Genomic DNA, 21777 nt, shown 5'->3' on the forward strand with positions numbered 1-21777 from the left:
TCAATGCTTGAATCCCCGACTAAATGAAGGATTTAGAAAATCTGAATGTCCCCCAAGTCAATATCTTCTTCTTCCTTTTCCACTACGGATTCGACTTCTTTCCCCACATCTTTTTTAATAATTGCCAAAACAACGGCTGTCACAAGAACATTCACTAAGATTGCTATCACACCTGCCCAAGGTCTGGACATCGTCGGAATCATCAATACACCGCCAAAGGGTACTGTTGCATCGGCGCCTAGGATCATTGTCGTTGCACCACCAGCAAATCCGCCAATGGCCGTAGCAACCACACCTCGAACGATATCATTCATCACTAGTGGGATCACACCTTCGACAATATTGATCACACCCATTGGAACAGCTGATTTCAATGTTTCGACTTCCACTTTTGTATAGATGTTTTTCCGAAATATTTTTGCGACAAAGTAAGCTAATCCAAAACCGATAGGCGTCGCCGTATTCACCAATTGGAGAGCTGTAATTGGCCCATTGATTCCTTCTGCTTGCATTGTGAGAACAAAAGCAAAAACCGTTTTATTAATTGGCCCACCATAATCAACGCCACTTAGTAAGCCGATCACACCACCAAAAATCAACAAGGACGAATTACCTAATCCATCTAAGAAATTCGTAAGAATAGACGTAAACAAGGCAACAGGGGTTCCAATGATATAGACCATGATTAACCCACCTAGGATGGAAGCAACAAAGGGAATAATCAATGTTGGCATCAGTCCTTTTGCCCAATTTGGGACTTTCACATGGTTTAAAATAGCTAACACGAGAAATCCAGAAAGATAGCCACCTAATATCCCCCCAATAAAACCAGCCCCAATAGCATTCGCTGTCAACCCGATGATGAACCCTGGAGCAATCCCTGGTTTTGCTGCAATAGAATAAGAAATCCCCGTTGCGATGACTACAGGAAGTAACCCTAAACCAGCGCCTCCCATTGTTGCTAAAGCATCAAAAAAAGAAAATTCACCTTGTACCAGTGTTCCTTGACTTGTTCCACCGAACGCCATCCCGATAGCAATCAAGAACCCTGCTCCACAAACGATTGGAATCAAATAAGAAATCGCTGTCAATAAATGTCCCTTTAAATTTAACTTTTTTATCTTTTCCATCTTTTTTTCCCTCCTTATGATCAAACAAGTTGTTTTTCAATTATTTCTTGTGCTTTTTCGATCAGTTTATTGGGTGACTTTACGGCTATTTCAGTGGGGACTTGAATGATACGTTTTCCTTCAAATCGTTCTCTGCCGCTTATTTTTACATCAATTGCCAGAATCACGAGATCTGCTTCTTTTATTTGCTCTGGGGTTAATTCATTCTCGATTCCAATCGTTCCTTGCGTTTCGATGTGCATCTCGTGTCCTGCTTTTTTGGCTGCATTTTCTAATTTTTCTTGTGCAATATACGTATGGGCAATCCCAACTGTACATGCGGCTACTCCTATGATCTTCATGTTTTCTTCCTCCTTTTTATGATGCAAATGCTGCGATGACCTCTTTTGTCTCTTTTGCTTTGATCAATTGCTCAACAACTTCATCATTTCCTAGTTTCCTTGCAAATAAAGATAACAACTTCAAGTGAGTTTTAGCCCCTTCATTATCATTACCCACAGCAAACAAAATAATTCCTTTTACCCCTTTACCATCTAATGTTTCCCAAGGGATTTCTCGAGCTGTCACTCCAATTGCTACCCCGATCTTTTTGACAGATGCACTTTTTCCATGAGGAATTGCAATGTAGTTCCCAATACCTGTCTGCCCTTCTTTCTCACGAGCATATATGTCTTTCATAAATTCTTTTACATCGGTGATATACGCATTTTCCAACAATATAGTTGCTAATTCTTCAAGTACTTCTTCTTTTGTCGTTCCTGCTAAGTTTGTTTTGATCGTATTCGGATCGATGATGTTTGTTACTTCCATGGCATTTCCACTCCTTCACGCTTGTTTTACGACTTCAACGCCTTTTTCGATTAGTTTATTGGGTGATTTGATGGCGATTTCTGTCGGTACTTGAATAATACGTTTTCCTTCAAATCGTTCTCTGCTACTTATTTTTACATCAATTGCCAGAATCACGAGATCTGCTTCTTTTATTTGTTCTGGGGTTAATTCATTTTCGATACCAATCGTTCCTTGCGTTTCGATGTGCATCTCGTGTCCTGCTTTTTTGGCTGCATTTTCTAATTTTTCTTGTGCAATATACGTATGGGCAATCCCAACTGTACATGCGGCTACACCTACGATTTTCATCTTTTGTCTCTCCTTATTTTCTTTTCTTTAATGTTTGAATAAATCTTTCGTCCGCTAAACATCTCATGAAATTCGCTATTTTCTTCTTTTTTTCCGTAGTTTCGTTTGGCGAAAGCAATACAAAAAGAATCAAATCGACTTGTTCGATTGCTTCGTTCCATTGAATAATGGTTTTTTGGGGATACAAAATGATGATTTTTGATTCAGTGATCAACTCATGTTCAATATGAGGAAGAATGATCCCCTCTTCGATTTGAATATTTCCATTTTGTTCACGCATAAGAAAAGCTTCCACCAATCTACTTATTTTCTCTTCTTCTCCAGGATAAAGTGAACTTGCTAACCAATGATATGTCTCTCGTTGAGAAGTAACGGATACTTCGATTCTTTCGATGAACTCATCTTTCATTATAGATTTCCCCAATCTTTTTCTGGATTCGTGATTGATCATCTGCTGTTAGCATCGCACTAACAAGTAATGTATGGACTCCTAATCGTGAGTGGATTCCAACAGTTGTCAAAATCAATTCGATGTTCGGATTTTTTTCTAAAGCCGTACGATAGTTTTTTGTCGCAATGACATCTACTATATTTAAATCTGGAAATTTTTTAATGATTTTTGCTTTCAGCAATTCAGAAGTTCCAATACCTGTCGTACACATAATCAAAGTTTGAATCGGTAATTGTTGTGTTTCTAACATCCGTGCGAAATACAACGTTATGAAGCCAATCTCATCTGCATTGATTAGAGATAATTTGAAGTGCTGACTGACTTCTTTAGATACTTCAGACACACTGTTATAGATTTTTTCATAGGTCAGCTGAATTTGGTCCAACAAGCCATTTTTTACGTGGATACGGTTTTTTAAGCGATTGATCATTGGTTTGATATGATTGGCTAGATCAATAAAAATACTTTCATTTGTCACTTTCATATTGATTCGTTTTCCTACTTCTGTTAAATAGTAAGTAGTGATTTTTTCTACCTCTTCTGGAAATTTTTTTATTTCTTTTGTTGTTTTTTCCATTCTTGAGGAAACTAGATACTGATAGAGATAGTAAGATTCATTCACAGATAACGAAGTTGTAAGATGTTTTTCAACATTTTGTATAACGATTTCGGCCGTTTTTTTAATTTGGTTATCTTTTTCAAAGAATTCAATTTGTTCCGTGGTTAGTTCCTCTTCTCGGGCGGGAGCACTCCTTTTCCTTGAGCGACTGATCAAGATATACAGATGTGAAAAAATATTGACATTGTAAGGATAAGGAAGTCCACCTTCTAATATTTTTTCGATTAGCTTTAATTGATCTGAAACGAACAAGACATCGTAACGATTGAAGTTGAACGTTTTCGAAGCATTTATTTCATCGATATCAAGGATATTCATGCGCCAAATAACTTCTGCAAGCCCTCTACGTATATCTTCTTCTAAACCTTTGATGGCTAATGTCCGATTTTTTCGAATCAATTGAAGATCAAACTTCCTCAACTTTTGTGCGATACTTTTCTCATCATTAGAAATTGCCGAATCACCCACCTCGTAGGCATTAAAAAGCTCAGATATCCTGATTGCTCTTGGTGAAGACAGTAAAAGTTCCTCCATTACACGATTCTGACGTTCATTTGGCGATAGACTAATTGATAGATTATTTGTTTCTTTGTTTCGTTCAATAAATTTTTCGTAGTCTAATTTATACCCTTTCCCCTTTTCTGATAAAATCAAGTGACCATTTTGAAATTCTGTATTTATTTTTTTTACTAAGCGGTAGACCGTTTTAGTCGAGGTATCTAATAAATCAGCTAATTCTTCTGAAGTCATGTAATGATTTTGTTTTGACAATAGTAACACTAATTTATTTTCTCGATTCATTTGACTAGTCATGATCCTTCCCCCCTTTGCATCTTTATCATAACCATTTTTACTCCATCTGTTTCACTGAAATTTGTCCATTGCATCAGACATTTTTGTATCCGCTTTCTAAAGTGTGATGTTTTATCCCAATTTTACTTCTATTATTTTTATAAAGTTCCACTAAATTCATCTACCGTCATAATTTTATTTACTTCTGCAATAGCAGACTTCATGGGTTTTAATTGATTTGGATATGTTAACATGTTATCCTATTAGATAATGATGATGAAAGAAAGGAAGACTTCTAGTATGATTCCTAAATACGAGCAAATCAAGCAAGACTTACTTGAAGAAATCAAAAACCACCACTTTATTCCTGGTGATAAATTTTACTCAGAAGCAGATATCAAACGGAAATATTCTGTTAGTTCAATTACTGCAGTCAAGGCTCTCAATGAGCTGACTGCTGCAGGCTATCTCTATCGTATCCAAGGAAAAGGAACATTCGTTTCAAAATCAAAAGTTTCTCAAAGTGTGAAATTCTCTGATATCGAACTACATTCTTTAGATAAAGAAAAAGTTAAAGTACTCTCGATTGAGGAAGAAAATGAAATGGATATTTTAAAGGAATTAGGCTTACCAGCAAATGCTTCTTACTATAAAATTAAACGTGTTCGTTTCTTTGAAGACACACCCTTTTTGGTCCACATCACTCACTTACCAAAAAAATTAGTGAAAGAACCAATAGCAAAAGATATTTCTGTCTATTCAAGTATATACGAAAAAGTTCGTAAAGATTTTGGGATTGATCTTTTTTCCCTTGCTTCTGTGGAAACAAATGAAATTGTTTTCCCAGAGCATGCAGAACTACTTAATCTATTGAATCTAAGTTTCCGAGAACCTGTTGTACAACAAATCAAACACTCTTACTTAGCAGATCAAAGTGTAGCAGAATATATCATCAGTTATAAACATTGGAAATACTTTAAAACAAAAATTGAAGTGGAAGCGGAATAGCTTTCACTTTTTTGTTTGCTCTCTTCTAAGAAACTTTTTTAAATCCTCTTGAATACTCGCTTTTTTTTTCTAAATACGTTATACTACTTTTAAGTTAATATGTTAACATTTTAAGAGGAGGTAGCTATGAATATTCAACAAAAAAAGGAAATGTTGATTGAATTGGGAACATTTGTAGATAAAAATTGGTTGGATGAACAATTTGAATGGTGCCTGATGCGTATCAAAAAAAATATGGTTCGTTTCGGGTTAGATTTCCCTTCAGCTTGTGCAACAAACGGAAAATATCGAATCAAAAAAAATGATGATTGGACAAATGGTTTTTGGACGGGAATGCTTTGGTTATCTTATGAATGGACAAAAGAAGAGAAATTTCTAGTACGTGCAATGGAAAATATCCATAGCTTTCAAAAACGCTTAGACCAACACTTCGTCCTTGATCATCATGATATCGGTTTTCTTTATAGTTTATCCGCTGGAGCCGGGTATAAAGTCGTGGATAGTCAGTTGTGTAAAGAATCGCTCTTACAAGCTGCAAATATTTTAGTGGCAAGATTTCAGAACAAAGGGAATTTTATTCAAGCTTGGGGAGCATCCGGTGATCCTCTCGAATACCGTTTGATTATTGATTCTTTGATCAACCTTCCTTTGTTGTTCCAAGCATGTACGCTTTCTAATGACCTACATTATAAAGAAGTGGCTTTCAAGCATTACCAGACATTGTTGCATACTGTGATTCGTGAAGATGCCACGACTTTCCATACCTATTACTTTGACTCAAACACAGGAATTCCAACACATGGTGCAACGCATCAAGGTCATAGTGATGAGTCGATCTGGGCTAGAGGGCAAAGTTGGGCGATTTTAGGGATTCCACTAAACGAGCGATACTTGCATTCTGTTCCTTTTCCGTTGAACTACAAAGCAATCGTCGATGTTTTCTTAGAACATTTACCTCAAGATCTTGTACCTTACTGGGATTTTGATTTCAATGATGATTTTCCATCAGATAAAGACAGTTCTTCTCTAGCGATTGCTGCATGTGGATTATTAGAAGCAGAAAAAATGGAAGCGTATCCTGAAGCAAAAGAAATAGCAAAAGGAATGATTTATCAATTAGGAACACACTATACTGCTAAAAATGATCCAGAAAATGAAGGAATTCTTTTACATGGCGTTTATGCTCATGCGGAAGGAAAAGGAGTCGATGAGCCAAATCTATGGGGCGACTACTTTTATTTAGAAGCGCTTATGCGTTTAGCAAATCCTGAATGGAACACTTACTGGTAAGGAGAATGAATAGACATGCAAACATTTAAAATAAAAGACGAATTTTTAGTCGACGGTATTCCTACAAAAATCATTAGTGGGGCAATCCATTATTTCAGAATACCCCCTTCTCAATGGGAGCACAGTTTATATAATTTAAAAGCACTAGGAGCAAATACGGTTGAAACTTATATTCCGTGGAATCTTCACGAACCACAAGAAGGTTCCTTTGATTTTTCCGGATTCAAAGATGTCGTTCAATTTGTAAAAATTGCTCAAGAATTAGACTTGATGGTAATTTTACGTCCTTGTGCCTACATTTGCGCTGAATGGGAATTTGGTGGATTACCTGCTTGGTTATTGAAAGAACCTGATATAAGAGTACGTTCTACCGATCCTCGATTTATGGAAAAATTGAAAAATTATTATCAAGTACTTCTACCAAAACTTGCACCTCTTCAGATCACACAAGGTGGTCCAGTCATCATGATGCAGCTCGAAAATGAATACGGTTCTTACGGAATGGAAAAATCTTATTTACGCCAAACAAAAGAATTGATGCTTGCACATTCGATTGATGTTCCTTTATTTACCTCCGATGGTGCTTGGCTAGAGGTGTTAGATGCTGGTACATTAATTGATGAAGACATTTTTGTGACTGGTAATTTTGGAAGCCACTCAAAAGAAAATGCGCAGGTCTTAAAAGAATTTATGCAGAATCATCAAAAAAATTGGCCGATCATGTGTATGGAGTATTGGGATGGATGGTTTAATCGATGGGGAGAACCTATCATTACGCGTGATCCCGAAGAATTAGCAACTGAAGTAAAAGAGATGTTAGAAATTGGTTCCTTGAATCTTTATATGTTCCACGGGGGAACAAATTTTGGTTTTTATAATGGGTGTTCTGCTCGAGGCAATACAGATCTTCCGCAAATCACAAGCTATGATTACGATGCACTATTAAACGAAGCTGGACAACCTACTGAGAAATATTATGCAGTTCAACAGGTCATCAAAGAAGTTTGTCCATCTGTTTGGCAAGCAGAGCCCCGAACAAAAACGTTAAAAAATCTAGGGACTTATCCGGTAAATAGAAGCGTTTCTCTATTTCATATAAAAGAACAGATCTGTGAAGAAATCAAAACAGATTACCCTTTGACAATGGAACAAGCAAGCAATGGCTACGGCTATTTATTATATTCACTTACCTTAAAAAATTACGGACATAAAAATAAACTACGTTTAATCGAAACAAACGATCGTGCACAAATATATATTGACGGCAAATACGATCAAACGCAAACACAAGAAACACTGGGTGATGAAATGATGATTGAAGGACAAAAAAATCAGCCCACTATCGCATTAGATGTTCTAGTTGAGAATTTAGGAAGAGTCAATTACGGTGCAAAATTGAATAGTCCCTCCCAATCAAAAGGGATTCGCAATGGTGTCATGCAAGATATCCATTTCCATCTTGGATACCGCCATTACCCGTTGACTTTCGAACAAGCTCAACTAGATAAAATCGACTATTCCGCTGGCAAAGACCCGTCACAGCCTTCTTTTTATCAATTTGAATTTGATCTTGCTGAAGAAGCAGATACTTATATCGATTGTTCTTTATATGGTAAGGGAGTCGTCATCGTCAACGGATTCAATCTCGGGAGGTACTGGAATCATGGGCCTATTTTATCACTATATTGTCCAAAAGATGTACTAAAAAAAGGCAGAAATGAAGTGGTTATTTTTGAAACAGAAGGTATATCAATTGATACATTGATTTTTTCAGATCAACCAATAAAAAAAGATTTGTCATGAACGATCCAAAATAATCATCCTGTAAATTAGCTTATATAAAAAGGGAGTCCTACGAAAATCATTGTTCGATTTTCAAAACGGATTCCCTTTTATAGTGAATAGCTTTTCTATCATTATTTCTCTTAATCAAGTACAAGTGATTACTTCTCGTCCGAAAATCTCAATTTGTGTTAATGCTGGGAATGGTGACGTATCTTCTGCTTTTTTCAAATTTTTCAAAGTAACTGAACTCGTCATTTTTTCGGGAAAGTAAAACGATTGAAATTCAAGCGTATCTGTTGTTGCTACTTTTATTGTTTCTCCATCAGAAAAACAAATAGAAACTTCTGTCCAATAGCTATCATGTGGATAATCTCCTCGAAACAAAAGATTTACTCGATTGGTTTGGATTGAGCGTCCAAAGTCGATCGTCAAAGTTGCATCTTTTTGCTGATTGATTCCCCAAGAAGTAAATGGATAGGATCCATGTGAGCGATTACCAAACTTTCCGTCAATCGCATTTTTAGCAAAAAAAGTCACATCATTTCTCGTCTCTACATTAGCATATGCATGTGGATATGCTCCACTGATCAATTTTTGATCATGAGGGTTTGTAGATACATTCCGATAGCTTTCCACTTCAAAATCATAGGCTTTACGAACATATATGTGATGTCTTTTTGAACGAAATCCCGTCTCTACTGAAGCTTTCGTTTCTTCTAGCGGAATCACATATTCCCATTTCTTCTCTGGAATATAAAGAAGTGTTGGTGCCAATGTTTCATCTAATTGCACAACAAAATAGTGATCATTTTTCTCTTTCGTTATGACCAGTTTGTCTCCTACTTCATATGTGTGATTTTTGATTGCTAAAACTGCTATTTCTTCTCCATTTGCAGAAAATGCGGTTTCTTTTTTCTCGTGATCGATTTTGCCAATAACTACTTGATTATTTTTATTTTTTAGATCAATTTGGATCATTTTTTTCTCCTCCATTTATTATTCCGCCAACTAAACAAATAAAGCGATGGGTACCAGGTTCGATTTTCTTTTTCAAATAGGGAAGATTGGTTCTTGAAAAGAATACAGAAGTATTTGGTTCTAGCACCTGAATACCTGCTTCTTCATACCCCTCGATTGCAATGATTTGAGACACATGCGTTTCTTTTATTTTTGCACAGTCTTTCGACAAAGTTATTTCTGGTTCTTTTACCAAAAGACTAAATCCGCCTTCTCTTATCTCTAAAGGAATCGTCGTATATATCTCATGGAATCGAACATGCCATTCACCAAATGGGTAAATTTCTGTTTGGATCAGCACTTCTTGGAATGGTTGCCATTCATACATAACAGAAGTCTCTGTTGCTTCACTACTTCGTACCTTTTTCTTTGTCCTGAAATATTCACCGTCTCTTGAAAGAGCTAATGTATTATCAAATGCCCCTTCTCCATATGTGATTCCCGCTTTTGGCACACTAAAGCCGAATTTAGTAGAGTAGACAAACTTACTATACTTCGCTGGGGCATGCGCTTGGCCATCGATCATCAAACCATATGGATAACCAAGTACATGTTTTCCTTCTTTTGCCTGACACAAAAGCATATTTCCATTATCAATCAATCTTTTCTCTTTGGTATTGACTGGTTCAGGTTTGGCTTTCCAATACGGATGTTCTTTTTTTGTTGCTAGTAACAAAAATACTTTTAATGCCCAATAGGGAGACCCCGGTGCGTTATAACCTTCTGCCATCACCAGGTTCTCATAATGATACCCAATGGATAGCCGTCCGTCATAAGTAAAGATATCGTGTGTCATCCACTGCTTCATATGGTTGGAAAGAAGCGTCTTTATCTGACCCCAAGGGATTGCTTCCACTTCTGCAAAAATCAATGCAGAAAAAAAAGCACCTTGTGCAAATCGATAGATGAGACTTCGTCCATAAGGTAACGCTTCTCCATCGAAATCGAAATAATAAATATAGTCCTTCGTAAACTCTTTTGCACGATCGATGAATTTTTCTGACCATTCAGGAAAGTCGTCTTTCATTAACTTGGCAAAAATCAATCCATAATAATGAAAAGCAAAAGGAACATAGTAATCTTTTTGCGAAGATTTACCGTCGATATACCAGCCTTTTCCTACATACATCGTATCAATAAAGCGTAATTCTGCTTCTATTTTTTCTTTATCTAATGATTCACCACAATGTTTTAAAGCAATTCGGATCAAAATTTTGAAAAATGTCCAATTATTTTTAGGTATTTTTTTATCTAAGGCTTGTTTTAGCCAATGAATCAACTGTTGTTTGGAAGTGCCTGACAGTTCATCAAAGAAATAGTTTCGATTCAATAACAGATTCAAAGATAACGCTGCCATTTCTACGATATATTGATCATAATCGTCAATATCTCCCCAATAAAATGAATCTTTTGGATTCATCCCTTTCAAGATTTTCTTTCGATAGACGTCTTTCAACTCATCTTTCGTCCCATTATTCATCCAATAAGGTGCCAGTCCCCATAATGGACGAATAAATGCCTCCATTTCTGCTCTCTTCTCGTCATAAACAGCGCCGCTACTCCCTAGACGTACTCCTGGTTTTTCACTATTGAATAGTCCCTGTTTTAAAGGCAGAATCATCTCCTCTAGTGCTTCTTCGAAATCACGCCGCGTCAAAAATAAATTTTGTTTTAATTGATTCATGACAACCCTCCGAATTCTTTTTCTTTAGGATACCATGGTAGAAAATCGGTTTCAGGAGAGACTTCTGAGTGAGATGAAAATGAAATGAGTGAGAAAACAGGATAATCAAAACTTAATATGTTAGCACACTTAGTATTGTTTTCTCTTGGAAGCATTTCTTGTGATTTCTTCGTTTTACTTACTCTATTTAAAATGAAAGAAATTTAATATACCTTTGAGCCATTTCCAGTAAACAATATTTACCCTATGATTTGCTAATTCGTCCACCCTAACTAGGACGGATCGGTTAGGTTATAAAAAAGCATCAACTGGATCATATAAATAAGAATCTCAGCATACATCTAAATAAAATGAACGCTAAGATCCCTTTTTAAATAGGCTTATTCACTTGTTTCTTCCAGCACTTTTGGACTATCTAACTTTTCAGAAACATGTTCCATTCTTCTCAATAAATAGATTTTCCGAATATTTAAGATTATCGTCTTAATCACTGCATAGACAGGTATACAAATCAGCATGCCTAATATTCCTGCGACACTTCCTGCTCCAATCAATACCAAGATGATTGTCAGTGGGTGGATATTCATTGATTTCCCAAACAACAACGGCTTGATCAAATTTCCATCTAATTGCTGGATCACTAAAATCGACAACGCCATGTACAAAGCTTGAAATGGAGAGATAAACAAACCGACAATGATTGCTGGTACTGCTCCAATAAAAGGGCCGACATATGGGATAATATTCGTGATGCCGCAAATGACCGCAAGCAATAAGCTATAAGGCTGATTGAATATTCTCATTGCCAAAAAGCTCATCACACCAATAATCAAAGCATCTAAGATCGTACTGCTGATATAGGCAGACAATGTTTCATTTAATTCTTTCACTGTTTGGCGCAACTCTTTACGAATCGCTTTCGGAAAGAAATGAGACAACGCATCAATAAATTTGTGTCCATCCTTGAACATAAACAGCAAAATAAATGGAACGGTAAATAACAAAATAAAAAATTGCATCATGAATGAAATGATTTTAGTGACACTTGCAGATAAACTGACCAATATGATATTGAACAAATTACTGAGAGATAAATTCGCTGATGCTAATTGTTCTTCCAAATTGAAATTTTTAAACTCTTCTCGCTGCGCCAATTCATTTAACCATTTGCTTGTTTCATCTGCATAGATTGGCAGGCTCTGAGTCAATTGAATCGTCTGCTCCACTAACTGAGGCACTACATTCATGACAGTCAAAACAACTAAAATGATTACGACCAAAAATGTCAATAAAAATCCGAACACTCTCGGAATCCGATGCTTTTCGAGAAAAACAACGATTGGATCGAACATATAATAGATAAAACCAGCAACAAGCAACGGCAAAAAAATAGCCGAAAGCATTCTCAATATTGGACTAAAAATATTCGGCATTTGTAAAATGAAATACACGCCGACGATCGTGAGTACTAGCTCCACTGTCCAGAAAAATAATTTTGATTGTTTAAAACGTGATTGCATACATCTCCTCCAAGTTCCTTTGATACTTCTATTCTATCATTTAACAAAGAATTACGCGCTGAGATTTTCATTTGCTTAAAAAAAACAAAATAAAAAAGGAAAGGTATTTTACTGATCAGAAGAGTACTTCAAAAAAAACACGATCCGCCCAAAATAAAAATCGTTTTGGGCAGATCGTTTATTGCGCAATACTGACTAAATGCAGCTTTGTGATATTTTTGTGTACAGACAACTCTTCGATCACATCGGCATAAGTGAGTCCTTTAGGAAGATCGATCGTATATATATTTTTATATACACGATAGTCATCAACGAATTTCACATCAAAATTCACATCTTCGATCACGATATTTTTCTCTTCAAAATAATCGGTAAGAAAATCTTTGGTTTCTTTTCTATGGATAAATTGGATTTCTAACTTTTTAGTCGTAGGTACATGGATCACGCGTTTCACTACTGTGAGTGCAATAGCAATCCCGATAAAACTGATGATCGCAATGGAATAGTAACCCATGCCGATGGCGATCCCTAATCCGGCAATAGCCCATAAAGAAGCGGCAGTCGTAAGTCCCGTCACCGATTGTTTCGTGACGATGATCGTTCCAGCACCTAAGAAACCGACGCCACTCACTACTTGAGCAATCAGCCTTGCTTCATCTGAACGGATCGTTCCAGCAAGCTGTGGATACGCTAAAGCATCTCTTAATGCTCCACTAGCGATCTCGACTTGGATCAATGCAATGATACATGCTCCCATACAAACTAAAATATGTGTACGCATCCCTGCTGGACGATTTTTATATTGTCGCTCAAAACCGATTGCTCCGCCAAATAGCATAGCGATCCCTAAACGTAAAATAATCTCTGGAATTGTCAATACCATATCATTCATCTAAACACCCTCCAGTCCAATATATCATGTCTGAAAGGAGCAGACAAAAAAAGTGCAATTTTTACCTCTTACGAAAAAGAGCGTGGGACAAAAGTAAAGAAAAACTTTTGTCTCACGCTCTAAACATGTGTAAACGGCGGAAGCAGAAGCAACTCCTTCGGAAATAAGCTGAAATTCACAAAAATTTGAAAAGCAATTTTCGTGAATTCCTTCTTATTTCTTGGAGTTAAACGCTTCTGTCCCAGCCTCTTTTGAAAATTACAATTTACTTGCTGCTTCTTCATCGATGATCACAACGACATTGTCGTGGTTTTGCAATACACTTGCTGGTAAATGATTCGTTACAGGTCCTTCAATCATCCCTTTGATTGCATCAGCTTTGCTTTCGCCAAACGCCATCAAGACGATTTCTTTACTTTTCATGATCGAGCCAATTCCCATTGAAACAGCTTTTGTTGGTACATCTTCTGCTTTATCAAAGAATCGTTTGTTTGCATTGATCGTTGATTCTGTCAAATCAACTACTGAAGTTGTTCCGTCAAATGAAGCACCAGGTTCATTGAAACCGATATGTCCATTTTGCCCGATTCCTAAAATTTGGATATCGATTGGATGAGCATCGATGATTTGATCATACTTTTTGCATGCTGCTTCCAGATCTTCTGCTTTCCCATCTGGTACAAATGTTTCCTTGAATGGTTTTTTATCAAATAATTGGACATCCATGAAATGGCGGTAGCTTTGTTCATCTGAACCACCTAGTCCAACGTACTCATCTAAGTTTACAGAAGTCATTTCACTGAAATCCAAATCGCTTGAAGTCATTTCTTTATATAAAGTAACTGGTGTGCTTCCTGTTGCCAATCCTAATACTTTTGCACCTTTGTTCATACCTTCTTTGATGATTTCAAATGCTTTTTTTCCGCCTTCTTCAGCGTTTTTTACACGAATGATTTCCATAGTGATTGCTCCTTTGTGTTTTGGTATAGCCCAATTATAGCATTCTTTTTTTCTTTTTACAATAATCAGTATAGACCAAATTCTATTTTTTTCATTTTCTTGACAACAAAAGGGCATCCGTGTTAGGTTTCATAAGATGGTTCAATCAAACAATCCATGTTGCATGAAAACCAAGCAATTGATTCACTGTGGACGCTTTATGTCTGCAGTTTTTTTATGAAAAAGGAGTTATTATGAGTATACTGACATTAAACAACATCACCCAGCAGTTCGGCGATAAAATCCTCTATGAAGGAGTCGATCTGCAATTAAACGCTGGCGAACATCTTGGGCTGATCGGACAAAACGGAGCCGGCAAAAGTACATTGATTAAAATCATCACTGGTGAGATCCTGCCAGATGACGGACAGATCCATTGGCAAAAAAATATTCATAAAGGTTACCTCGATCAATATGTAGAAGTCGATGAAACATTAACGATCGAAGAATTTCTAAAAACTGCGTACGCAAAAGAATACGAAAAGGAAAAAAAATTGCTTTTCTTTACCAAACATATAGCGAGACCTTCGATGATTCCTTGCTGGAAAAAGCTGGGAAACTCCAAACGGAATTAGACCAAGGAGTGTTTTATCAAATCGACACCTTAGTTGCTGAGATGAGCAGCGGGTTGGGAATCGATGTCTTAGGTTTAGATTCACTGTTGAAAAATCTAAGTGGTGGACAACGTTCAAAGGTGATTTTAGCAAAACTACTTTTAGAAAACCCAGATGTTCTGATCTTAGATGAACCAACCAATCACTTAGATGATCAGCATATCCAATGGCTGACGCAGTTTCTTCAGGATTTTGACGGTGCGTATATCGTGATTTCCCATGACCAAGAATTTCTTGATCAGATCACCACCCATATCGCAGACATCGAGTTTGGAAAGATTACTAAGTATACTGGTCATCTAAAACAAGCATTGAAACAAAAGGAACAAAATCGCGAAAGCTATTTGCGCCAATATCATGCTCAACAAAAACAAATCGAAAAGACCGAAGCTTATATTCGGAAATACAAAGCCGGTTCCCGATCAACAATGGCAAAAAGCCGACAAAAACAATTAGATAAAATCGAACGGCTGACGCCTCCCGCTTCAGCAAGTAAAGCTGTCTTTGATTTTCCATTCTCTCCTATTGTCACGACGTTGGCAGTGGAAACAACTGATTTAGTCATCGGCTATGATCGACCGCTACTTGCACCCATTAATTTGACCATCCGGTTTGGTGAAAATATTGCCATTCGAGGCTTCAATGGGATTGGGAAATCTACTTTGTTAAAAACATTGATTGGTGAGATTGAAAAAATAAGTGGCGATTTCCACTTCCCAGATAACACAAAAATCAATTACTTTTCACAAGATCTATACTGGGAAAATCCATTAGAAACACCACTACAATACTTAAGTAGTCAATTTCCAAAAGCGACTATCAAAGAATTACGTCGCCAATTAGCTAAAGCTGGACTAGTCAATCAATTAGCAAGCGAACCTCTCACTACATTAAGTGGTGGAGAACAAACCAAGGTGAAACTTGCACAGTTGACAATGAATCAAGGTAATTTACTGATTCTCGATGAACCGACGAACCATATTGATCAAGAAACGAAAGAAAGCTTACAAGATGGCATTCAGAAATTTCCAGGAACGGTGATCATCGTCTCTCATGAACAAGAATTTTATCAAGATCTTGTTCAACGAGTCATTGAGATTGAACCGAAATAAATGTTTGATTGAATAGTGGCAAGAAGGAGCTGTGACAAAAGTCTTGTCACAGCTCCTTCTTCTGAATAAATGGTGTTCAATTAGCTGACCTTCGTATTAGCTCAAACCGCTGATTTTACAACCTCTCGATAAACAGTGTTCAAAAGCCAGTTTCTCGGTATTAAGCCAAATTTATGCAAAAATGTGGAAAGCCATTTTCACAAAATTTTTCTTAATACTCGAAACCAAGCGGCTTTTTCACAACCTCTTTTCGTCTATTTTTTATTTTTGAGATTTCTCTTTCCTTTAAAAACAACTGTTTGAAAGAAAAACGCACATCCCTGAAAAACAAGTCCGCTAACCGTTACACCTAACCAACCATACTGCTGCCACATGGTCGTCCCTAGCAATGAACCAACCGCACCTCCAATAAAGTACATAAACATAAATACAGTATTATTTCGGTTGCTTGCTGCTTCACCTAGTCCTTGTACTCGTGTTTGATTGGCGACTTGACCAAATTGATTCCCGACGTCTAATAAAATAATAGCTAAAAGCAAAATGGCCAAATGGCTTCCGCCAACCAATAAAGCAATAAAACTTATTGTTTGCATAACAAGTCCCATATATACAATTTTTCTTTCAGAATAAGAATCTGCCAGTCGTCCCACGATAGGTGCAGCGACTGCTCCAGACAACCCAAAAATCGCTAATATCCCTGCTTCAAAAGTCCCCCAATTGTAAGCGGGACTGCTGATATAAAAAATCAACGTAGACCAAAAGATCGAAAATGTGCCAAACATAAAAAATCCGCTGACTGCCGCTTCTCTTAATAAACGTTGAGAGGCAACTAAATGCGGCAAACTTTTGAGTGAATCAAGGTATGAAACAGATGTACTACTTTGCTGGACAGAACGCGGCATCTTCCAGTAAAGCAGAAGTGTAAGAATCCCGACGGCACATAAAGCAAATAAATAGATCATCCGCCAAGAAAAAAGACTGGCAACAATACCAGATACCGTCCGAGAAAGCAAAATCCCCACGAGTAAACTGCTAAGCAATGTTCCCATGACTTTTCCTCTTGCTTTTGGTCCCGCTAGTACCGCACTGTAAGGAATGATGATTTGCGGCACGATCGAAAGTAATCCTATTAAAAAAGAAGCGCATGCAAATAACGCAAACGAAGGCGCAAAAAAAGCGGCCAACAGCGAGATAGCAGATAACGCTGCCATTCGTATAATTAATTTTGGACGATCCACCACGTCCCCTAAAGGAACTAAAAACAGTAGCCCTAGTGCATAGCCTAACTGAGTCAACATTGTTAATATCCCGACTGCACTTGTGCTAACAGATAAACTAGCTGCTACTTTTGTTCCAATCGGTTGGATGTAATACATATTGGCAACAACGACGCCGCAAGTGATTGATAATAATAAAATAAGCGATGTTGTTAAAGGTGTTTTTTCTTTACTCTCCATTGATTTCCCCCATTTCCTATCTTAGTTTACAACTTATGGAAAAGATTGGAAATAGAAAAATACAACTATTCGCCACAGTTATTATTTTTGTCTTTGTTTTCCTTGTTTTTTCTTGCGATCTTTATAAATGAAGACAACTAACCCTACTAGCACAGTAACACTTGCAACCAACGTGACTGCAGTTTTGTTATATCCGTGAAACAGAGCTTCTCCCCCACACGCATACAACACAGATGAAGGGATGACTCCAATCACGATCGACATTACGATTTGCTGAAGAGGCAACTTCATCGCATCTGCAGCAAAATTGACCATAGAAGATGGGATCACCGGTATCATGTAACCTAACATTACGCCTATTTTCGGATGTTTCATTTGCCGAATGGATTGCACCCAATGATTCGTTTCGGTTTTCTTATCTAAAAATTTCAATCGGTGCATCAAAAACACAGCGGAGATATTGCCCAAAGCATTCCCTAAAACATTGATACCTGCCCCAATAAACGGACCAAAGCTCAATCCGGCAATGACACCAATAACCGAAGTAGGGATACCCGGAACAGCACACATCACCGCTGTCAACACAATCAAGAGTAGCGATGCAGAAAAACCATGAGAACGAATATGTGCAAGCAGCTCTTCCTTACTTGCTCTAGGGTTTAAAAATAATTGTATATCTGTCTGGTATTCTAAATACAACCGATAACCCACCATCAGTATCAGAACGATTCCCAACGTGATTAAAATCAATCGGATTTCTTTCTTTTTCATATTTCCTCCTGAAAAAAATCTATATTCATTAAATAATAGTTTAACATAAAAACAAAAAAGCACCGAAATCCAAGATAGGATCTCAGTGCTTTCAAATAGTTAAAAAATTATTTAACAGTTTTTATTTTTGTGGTTCTCAGTTAATTCTAGTTAACTCTGATTGCTTTAATATCAACATGTATATAGTTTTTCGATTACTATTATTTTCTATATTTTGCTAAATAGTATGGTCAAAGTATGGTCATTTTTCATTCCCATTGACATAATTTATTTATCAGATATAATGATAATTGAAAGTGAATTTAAACAAATATACACCGTAAACACAACGTACCTGCGAATACGTTGTGTTTTTTTCTTTTTCAAAAAAAGACACTTACCGCTGCGAAACAGTAAGCGCCATGTCGGCTCTAATGTTTATCTAGCCAATGACTAAACAATGCCAAAGTTAAACCAATTAACAATGGCAAGAGCACGTGCTCTAAAGTGAATTCAAACAAATTATACACCTCCTTCCACAAAAATCTCTGTGGAAGCGACGAGCCGACATTTTATTATAGCATAAAAAAGGAAGCCCCCGAAGGCGCTTCGCTGTTTTAGAGTTGTAAAAAGGATTGGAAAGTTGATTCATCAGCTGTTACGATTATTATTATAAGCTCATCCTGCAAAAAATCAATACTAAAAAAGCTACTCTTTCGAGTAGCCATAAACTGATGTCATCAGAAATAGAAAAGGAAACGGTGTTCAGATTGTATAATATGATGACATAATTTATTTTATCATGATTAAAATTCATGTTTTATTATTTTTTTTGCATATAGAAATTAAAATAAGGAAAAAATTACCATATAAAGATAATTCAATAATAAATATCCATTTGTAAGTTTCTTTACAGATATTACTCTAATAATAATCTTTTCCATCTAGAGGAAGATTATATAAATCTATTGATTAATCATCAAATTTCCATTCTATTTCAAATATATCATCGTCATCAAGCTCTAGAGTATTCGTTGTAAAATTTACAAAAAAACAGGTTCCTAAAATAGATAGTGTTATAAAAGGAAAGAGAATTTTCTTATTCTTTATTATCCCATAAATTAAAACTACAAATGCTAGAACAAAGAATAGAATTGTTAAAAACAAACTCAAAATATCACCTCTTTTTTAAATAACTTTATAATAAAAGGGAGTAAAAGTCGAAGTAAAACTTAGGAGATCGGGTAGGGTTGATCAAGTTACTTTACTTCGACTTTTATTTATGTGCTATATATTTTAAGCAGACAATGCGAACACAACATAGTAAGAGATTTTATAGCACAAATCAATTATAGCATGTAAACGCAAACAAATTCTATTCAATTTTGTTATACCTAATATAATATATAAAAATATCACCCGAAGATGGGTGGTAATAGTTTAGTTGTGGGTTGACTTACGTGATAAATATAGCAAAAAAAGAAATTTAATTGAAAAAAAACTCTTCCATGGTTGAGTGAGTTTTTTCGATAGACACTTAACTTTTTTTTCTAAGCTTATTTTCCTTAGGCGGTTCGTAAGTAATTATTTTAGTTATTAAAATTATTAAGTACATAACTTGCCATAAAGTCTTAAGAAATAAATAGGACCAAAAGATTAGAAACGTACTTTTTAACAAAAAACTCACTGCTGGTAAAATTAAGTTCAACATTAAGGTTAAAACCACGAAAAATAAATTAGTAAGAAACGCGTTTCTTAATTTTAACATTAAACTTTTATAAAAAAAGTCATCTTTACCAACTTTTGCTGCATTAACAAAAAAAGTAGAGTCTTCTTTCATGCTTATTAACAATCCAATTAAAACACCAATAACTCCTAATATTATTGATGAAATAGTGATAGTATCACTTATACTATTTCTAATAGAAAGAAATTTTCCACACATATAAAAACTTGAAAATACTATACAAAAAATAAGTATTAATTCATTATGAACTACATTCACTCTATCTAACCAATAATAATCTTTTCTTTCTATCGCTTTTTTTACGTCATTAAAATGCTTTCTGCTTACCTTCCTGATATATTTGAAATGTTTTGTAAGCATTGGATATCACATCCATCCCTATTCTCTTGCCAAGATATTCATAACTGTTCTCTGCATATGGACGTTCTCATGAAAATAATTTTGTTCTTTGAAACCATTAAATATATATTCTGCACCTATAGTTGACCTATTCTGAACATCTAAGATAATCTTAGATGTAAGCCTAGGTGCTATCAAATCAATATATTCGATCGAATTTTCTTCATCTTTTCTAGAAGCTATATTCATTGAAACATCGATATTTTTATCTCTTAATTCTAATACTTCATCAATTAATTTTCTTGTTTCTGTCTCATCAAGACTTTTCTGTTTGGGTGCTCTTGCCATAGTAACAGTAATTTCAAAATTCACTCCATTTATTTCGTTTAGAGCTTCTATAGCAGTTCCCATAAATTGTGTGTCCAAGTCTTCATTAGCAATTTCTTTATAATCAGCTCCCTTAATTGTAATAGATCGATAAATATTGTTATGCTTAACTCTTGAAATTGCAGTTTGATCAATTATTGGTTCAAGACTAACTATATATGGTACATCACCATCATTTTCACCAATAGCATCTTTATATTTCATTCTGAGATTACTTAAGGTCATAGTAATCTGTTTAGTTGTTAATCCATAGAAGTTTCCTTGAGTTATTAAAATATTTAATTTTGGATCGAATATCAGTAAATTAAATTCACCTAAAAATTCGTCATCAGCTAAATTTAATGGAATTTTATCATGATTTACTCTTTTTCTAGAAGGAATATTCTTAGAACGTAGTTTCGATAATTGTATATAATATAAGTCATTAAATTCATCGTAACCACAACTATTCCATTCTAAATCAGAAATTTCATCTCCAAGTATTACTGATGGATCAAAAGAATGTTTATTTCCAATAATATATTCAATAAAATCTCTCATATCCATTCAAACATTTCATTTTGATTATTAATCAATTTTACATGAAAATAATTAAATCGTATTACTTGTTTTGCCATAAATATTCCTCACTTTATTATAATTGCCACTTTAATTAAAGCAAAAGAAAACCTTAAAAACAAGAGTCTTAAGGCTTCAAATGGCAAATATAAATATTGAGGATTACATAATTATATTAACATAGAGGGAACGTAAGTTCAATTCAAACGTTTATGATATAAAAACATTATTTTATGAATCTAGTTTTACTGACATTGTAATATTTTTATAAACAAATCATATACTAAGCCATATAATTTTATGATTTAAAAATTAATTATTAAAAGCAAATAAATAAGCTCAAAACGCCCATAAATAAAATCTGGTGAGTTTTGAGCTATAAATATTATTATCTAATGTACCCTGTAGGACTCGAACCTACGACCGGACGGTTATGAGCCGTCTGCTCTGACCAACTGAACTAAGGGTACAAGTCGTTGTCACGAT

18 protein-coding genes, 1 tRNA gene and 1 pseudogene are annotated in these 21777 nt (G+C 35.6%); 4 read left to right on the forward strand and 16 right to left on the reverse strand.

The genetic code is table 11. The features are described from left to right. Positions 1-32: 32 nt before the first annotated feature. Genes IGJ53_RS11825 through IGJ53_RS11850 form a run of 6 tightly spaced genes read right to left on the reverse strand, consistent with a single transcriptional unit; the run spans position 33 to position 4153 of the window. Positions 33-1130 (reverse strand): PTS fructose transporter subunit IIC, encoded by a 1098-nt coding sequence (locus IGJ53_RS11825; protein WP_010732896.1) that lies wholly within the window; start codon positions 1128-1130, stop codon positions 33-35. Positions 1131-1150: 20 nt separating this feature from the next. Then, positions 1151-1471 carry a PTS fructose transporter subunit IIB gene (locus IGJ53_RS11830; protein ID WP_002315681.1) on the reverse strand — a complete coding sequence of 107 codons (321 nt, stop codon included), beginning with the start codon at positions 1469-1471 and terminating at the stop codon, positions 1151-1153. A gap of 16 nt (positions 1472-1487) precedes the next feature. Next, the gene (locus tag IGJ53_RS11835; RefSeq protein ID WP_002290571.1) at positions 1488-1940 is read right to left on the reverse strand and encodes a fructose PTS transporter subunit IIA; all 453 of its coding nucleotides are present in this window, start codon (positions 1938-1940) and stop codon (positions 1488-1490) included. 15 nt (positions 1941-1955) lie between these two features. Next, on the reverse strand, positions 1956-2270 hold the full coding sequence (locus IGJ53_RS11840; protein ID WP_010732894.1) for a PTS fructose transporter subunit IIB: 315 nt from the start codon (positions 2268-2270) through the stop codon (positions 1956-1958). A 13-nt stretch (positions 2271-2283) separates the two neighbouring features. Beyond that, on the reverse strand, positions 2284-2679 hold the full coding sequence (locus IGJ53_RS11845) for a PTS sugar transporter subunit IIA (RefSeq protein WP_259742332.1): 396 nt from the start codon (positions 2677-2679) through the stop codon (positions 2284-2286). Continuing rightward, a complete protein-coding gene (locus tag IGJ53_RS11850) occupies positions 2669-4153 on the reverse strand; it encodes a BglG family transcription antiterminator (RefSeq protein ID WP_259742333.1) in 1485 nt (494 codons plus the stop codon). Before IGJ53_RS11850 ends, IGJ53_RS11845 begins: the two co-directional genes overlap by 11 nt. Before the next feature lie 279 nt (positions 4154-4432). Between IGJ53_RS11850 and IGJ53_RS11855 the strand changes: the two genes are divergently transcribed. The 3 genes from IGJ53_RS11855 to IGJ53_RS11865 all read left to right on the forward strand — a co-directional run bounded on the left by IGJ53_RS11855 (position 4433) and on the right by IGJ53_RS11865 (position 8233). Next, positions 4433-5140 (forward strand): GntR family transcriptional regulator, encoded by a 708-nt coding sequence (locus tag IGJ53_RS11855; RefSeq protein WP_002290565.1) that lies wholly within the window; start codon positions 4433-4435, stop codon positions 5138-5140. Between the two features lie 126 nt (positions 5141-5266). After that, entirely contained in the window at positions 5267-6430 is a 1164-nt protein-coding gene (locus IGJ53_RS11860; protein WP_438750285.1) for a glycoside hydrolase family 88 protein, read from the forward strand. 15 nt (positions 6431-6445) lie between these two features. Next, on the forward strand, positions 6446-8233 hold the full coding sequence (locus IGJ53_RS11865) for a glycoside hydrolase family 35 protein (RefSeq protein ID WP_259742335.1): 1788 nt from the start codon (positions 6446-6448) through the stop codon (positions 8231-8233). Positions 8234-8359: 126 nt separating this feature from the next. On the opposite strand, the gene IGJ53_RS11870 is transcribed toward IGJ53_RS11865, so the two are convergent. The 5 genes from IGJ53_RS11870 to nagB all read right to left on the reverse strand — a co-directional run bounded on the left by IGJ53_RS11870 (position 8360) and on the right by nagB (position 14288). Further along, a complete protein-coding gene (locus IGJ53_RS11870; RefSeq protein WP_010732889.1) occupies positions 8360-9193 on the reverse strand; it encodes a hypothetical protein in 834 nt (277 codons plus the stop codon). Next, positions 9180-10916, reverse strand: coding sequence for a DUF2264 domain-containing protein (locus IGJ53_RS11875; RefSeq protein WP_259742336.1), 1737 nt, complete (start codon positions 10914-10916; stop codon positions 9180-9182). Before IGJ53_RS11875 ends, IGJ53_RS11870 begins: the two co-directional genes overlap by 14 nt. 380 nt (positions 10917-11296) lie before the next feature. Next, positions 11297-12436 (reverse strand): AI-2E family transporter, encoded by a 1140-nt coding sequence (locus IGJ53_RS11880; RefSeq protein WP_259742337.1) that lies wholly within the window; start codon positions 12434-12436, stop codon positions 11297-11299. Positions 12437-12614: 178 nt separating this feature from the next. After that, positions 12615-13328 carry an MgtC/SapB family protein gene (locus tag IGJ53_RS11885; RefSeq protein ID WP_002290559.1) on the reverse strand — a complete coding sequence of 238 codons (714 nt, stop codon included), beginning with the start codon at positions 13326-13328 and terminating at the stop codon, positions 12615-12617. A gap of 258 nt (positions 13329-13586) precedes the next feature. Further along, the gene (gene nagB, locus IGJ53_RS11890) at positions 13587-14288 is read right to left on the reverse strand and encodes a glucosamine-6-phosphate deaminase (RefSeq protein WP_002287787.1); all 702 of its coding nucleotides are present in this window, start codon (positions 14286-14288) and stop codon (positions 13587-13589) included. 233 nt (positions 14289-14521) lie between these two features. Between nagB and IGJ53_RS11895 the strand changes: the two are divergent. Next, a pseudogene (locus IGJ53_RS11895) lies at positions 14522-16053 on the forward strand (ABC-F family ATP-binding cassette domain-containing protein). 254 nt (positions 16054-16307) lie between these two features. On the opposite strand, the gene IGJ53_RS11900 reads toward IGJ53_RS11895, so the two are convergent. The 5 genes from IGJ53_RS11900 to IGJ53_RS11920 all read right to left on the reverse strand — a co-directional run bounded on the left by IGJ53_RS11900 (position 16308) and on the right by IGJ53_RS11920 (position 21761). After that, complete coding sequence (locus IGJ53_RS11900) at positions 16308-17510, reverse strand: MFS transporter (protein ID WP_438750289.1); 1203 nt, start codon at positions 17508-17510, stop codon at positions 16308-16310. 81 nt (positions 17511-17591) lie between these two features. Beyond that, on the reverse strand, positions 17592-18281 hold the full coding sequence (locus IGJ53_RS11905) for a TVP38/TMEM64 family protein (RefSeq protein WP_002373125.1): 690 nt from the start codon (positions 18279-18281) through the stop codon (positions 17592-17594). Between the two features lie 1516 nt (positions 18282-19797). Next, a complete protein-coding gene (locus IGJ53_RS11910) occupies positions 19798-20367 on the reverse strand; it encodes a hypothetical protein (protein ID WP_259741942.1) in 570 nt (189 codons plus the stop codon). A gap of 18 nt (positions 20368-20385) precedes the next feature. Beyond that, the gene (locus tag IGJ53_RS11915) at positions 20386-21279 is read right to left on the reverse strand and encodes a DUF6731 family protein (protein ID WP_438750292.1); all 894 of its coding nucleotides are present in this window, start codon (positions 21277-21279) and stop codon (positions 20386-20388) included. Between the two features lie 408 nt (positions 21280-21687). Further along, positions 21688-21761, reverse strand: a tRNA-Ile gene (locus tag IGJ53_RS11920). Positions 21762-21777: the final 16 nt, after the last annotated feature.

This window comes from Enterococcus sp. DIV1283b, assembly GCF_051710965.1.
In the GTDB taxonomy this organism is placed as follows: domain Bacteria; phylum Bacillota; class Bacilli; order Lactobacillales; family Enterococcaceae; genus Enterococcus_B; species Enterococcus_B lactis.

Coding starts and splice junctions, on each gene's coding strand:
- IGJ53_RS11860 (WP_438750285.1), top strand. CDS start 5,267: ATGAATATTCAACAAAAAAAGGAAATGTTGATTGAATTGGGAACATTT.
- IGJ53_RS11830 (WP_002315681.1), bottom strand. CDS start 1,471: ATGAAGATCATAGGAGTAGCCGCATGTACAGTTGGGATTGCCCATACG.
- IGJ53_RS11840 (WP_010732894.1), bottom strand. CDS start 2,270: ATGAAAATCGTAGGTGTAGCCGCATGTACAGTTGGGATTGCCCATACG.
- IGJ53_RS11900 (WP_438750289.1), bottom strand. CDS start 17,510: ATGGAGAGTAAAGAAAAAACACCTTTAACAACATCGCTTATTTTATTA.
- IGJ53_RS11825 (WP_010732896.1), bottom strand. CDS start 1,130: ATGGAAAAGATAAAAAAGTTAAATTTAAAGGGACATTTATTGACAGCG.
- IGJ53_RS11915 (WP_438750292.1), bottom strand. CDS start 21,279: ATGGATATGAGAGATTTTATTGAATATATTATTGGAAATAAACATTCT.
- IGJ53_RS11855 (WP_002290565.1), top strand. CDS start 4,433: ATGATTCCTAAATACGAGCAAATCAAGCAAGACTTACTTGAAGAAATC.
- IGJ53_RS11910 (WP_259741942.1), bottom strand. CDS start 20,367: ATGCTTACAAAACATTTCAAATATATCAGGAAGGTAAGCAGAAAGCAT.
- IGJ53_RS11835 (WP_002290571.1), bottom strand. CDS start 1,940: ATGGAAGTAACAAACATCATCGATCCGAATACGATCAAAACAAACTTA.
- IGJ53_RS11875 (WP_259742336.1), bottom strand. CDS start 10,916: ATGAATCAATTAAAACAAAATTTATTTTTGACGCGGCGTGATTTCGAA.
- IGJ53_RS11885 (WP_002290559.1), bottom strand. CDS start 13,328: ATGAATGATATGGTATTGACAATTCCAGAGATTATTTTACGTTTAGGG.
- nagB (WP_002287787.1), bottom strand. CDS start 14,288: ATGGAAATCATTCGTGTAAAAAACGCTGAAGAAGGCGGAAAAAAAGCA.
- IGJ53_RS11850 (WP_259742333.1), bottom strand. CDS start 4,153: ATGACTAGTCAAATGAATCGAGAAAATAAATTAGTGTTACTATTGTCA.
- IGJ53_RS11905 (WP_002373125.1), bottom strand. CDS start 18,281: ATGAAAAAGAAAGAAATCCGATTGATTTTAATCACGTTGGGAATCGTT.
- IGJ53_RS11880 (WP_259742337.1), bottom strand. CDS start 12,436: ATGCAATCACGTTTTAAACAATCAAAATTATTTTTCTGGACAGTGGAG.
- IGJ53_RS11845 (WP_259742332.1), bottom strand. CDS start 2,679: ATGAAAGATGAGTTCATCGAAAGAATCGAAGTATCCGTTACTTCTCAA.
- IGJ53_RS11870 (WP_010732889.1), bottom strand. CDS start 9,193: ATGATCCAAATTGATCTAAAAAATAAAAATAATCAAGTAGTTATTGGC.
- IGJ53_RS11865 (WP_259742335.1), top strand. CDS start 6,446: ATGCAAACATTTAAAATAAAAGACGAATTTTTAGTCGACGGTATTCCT.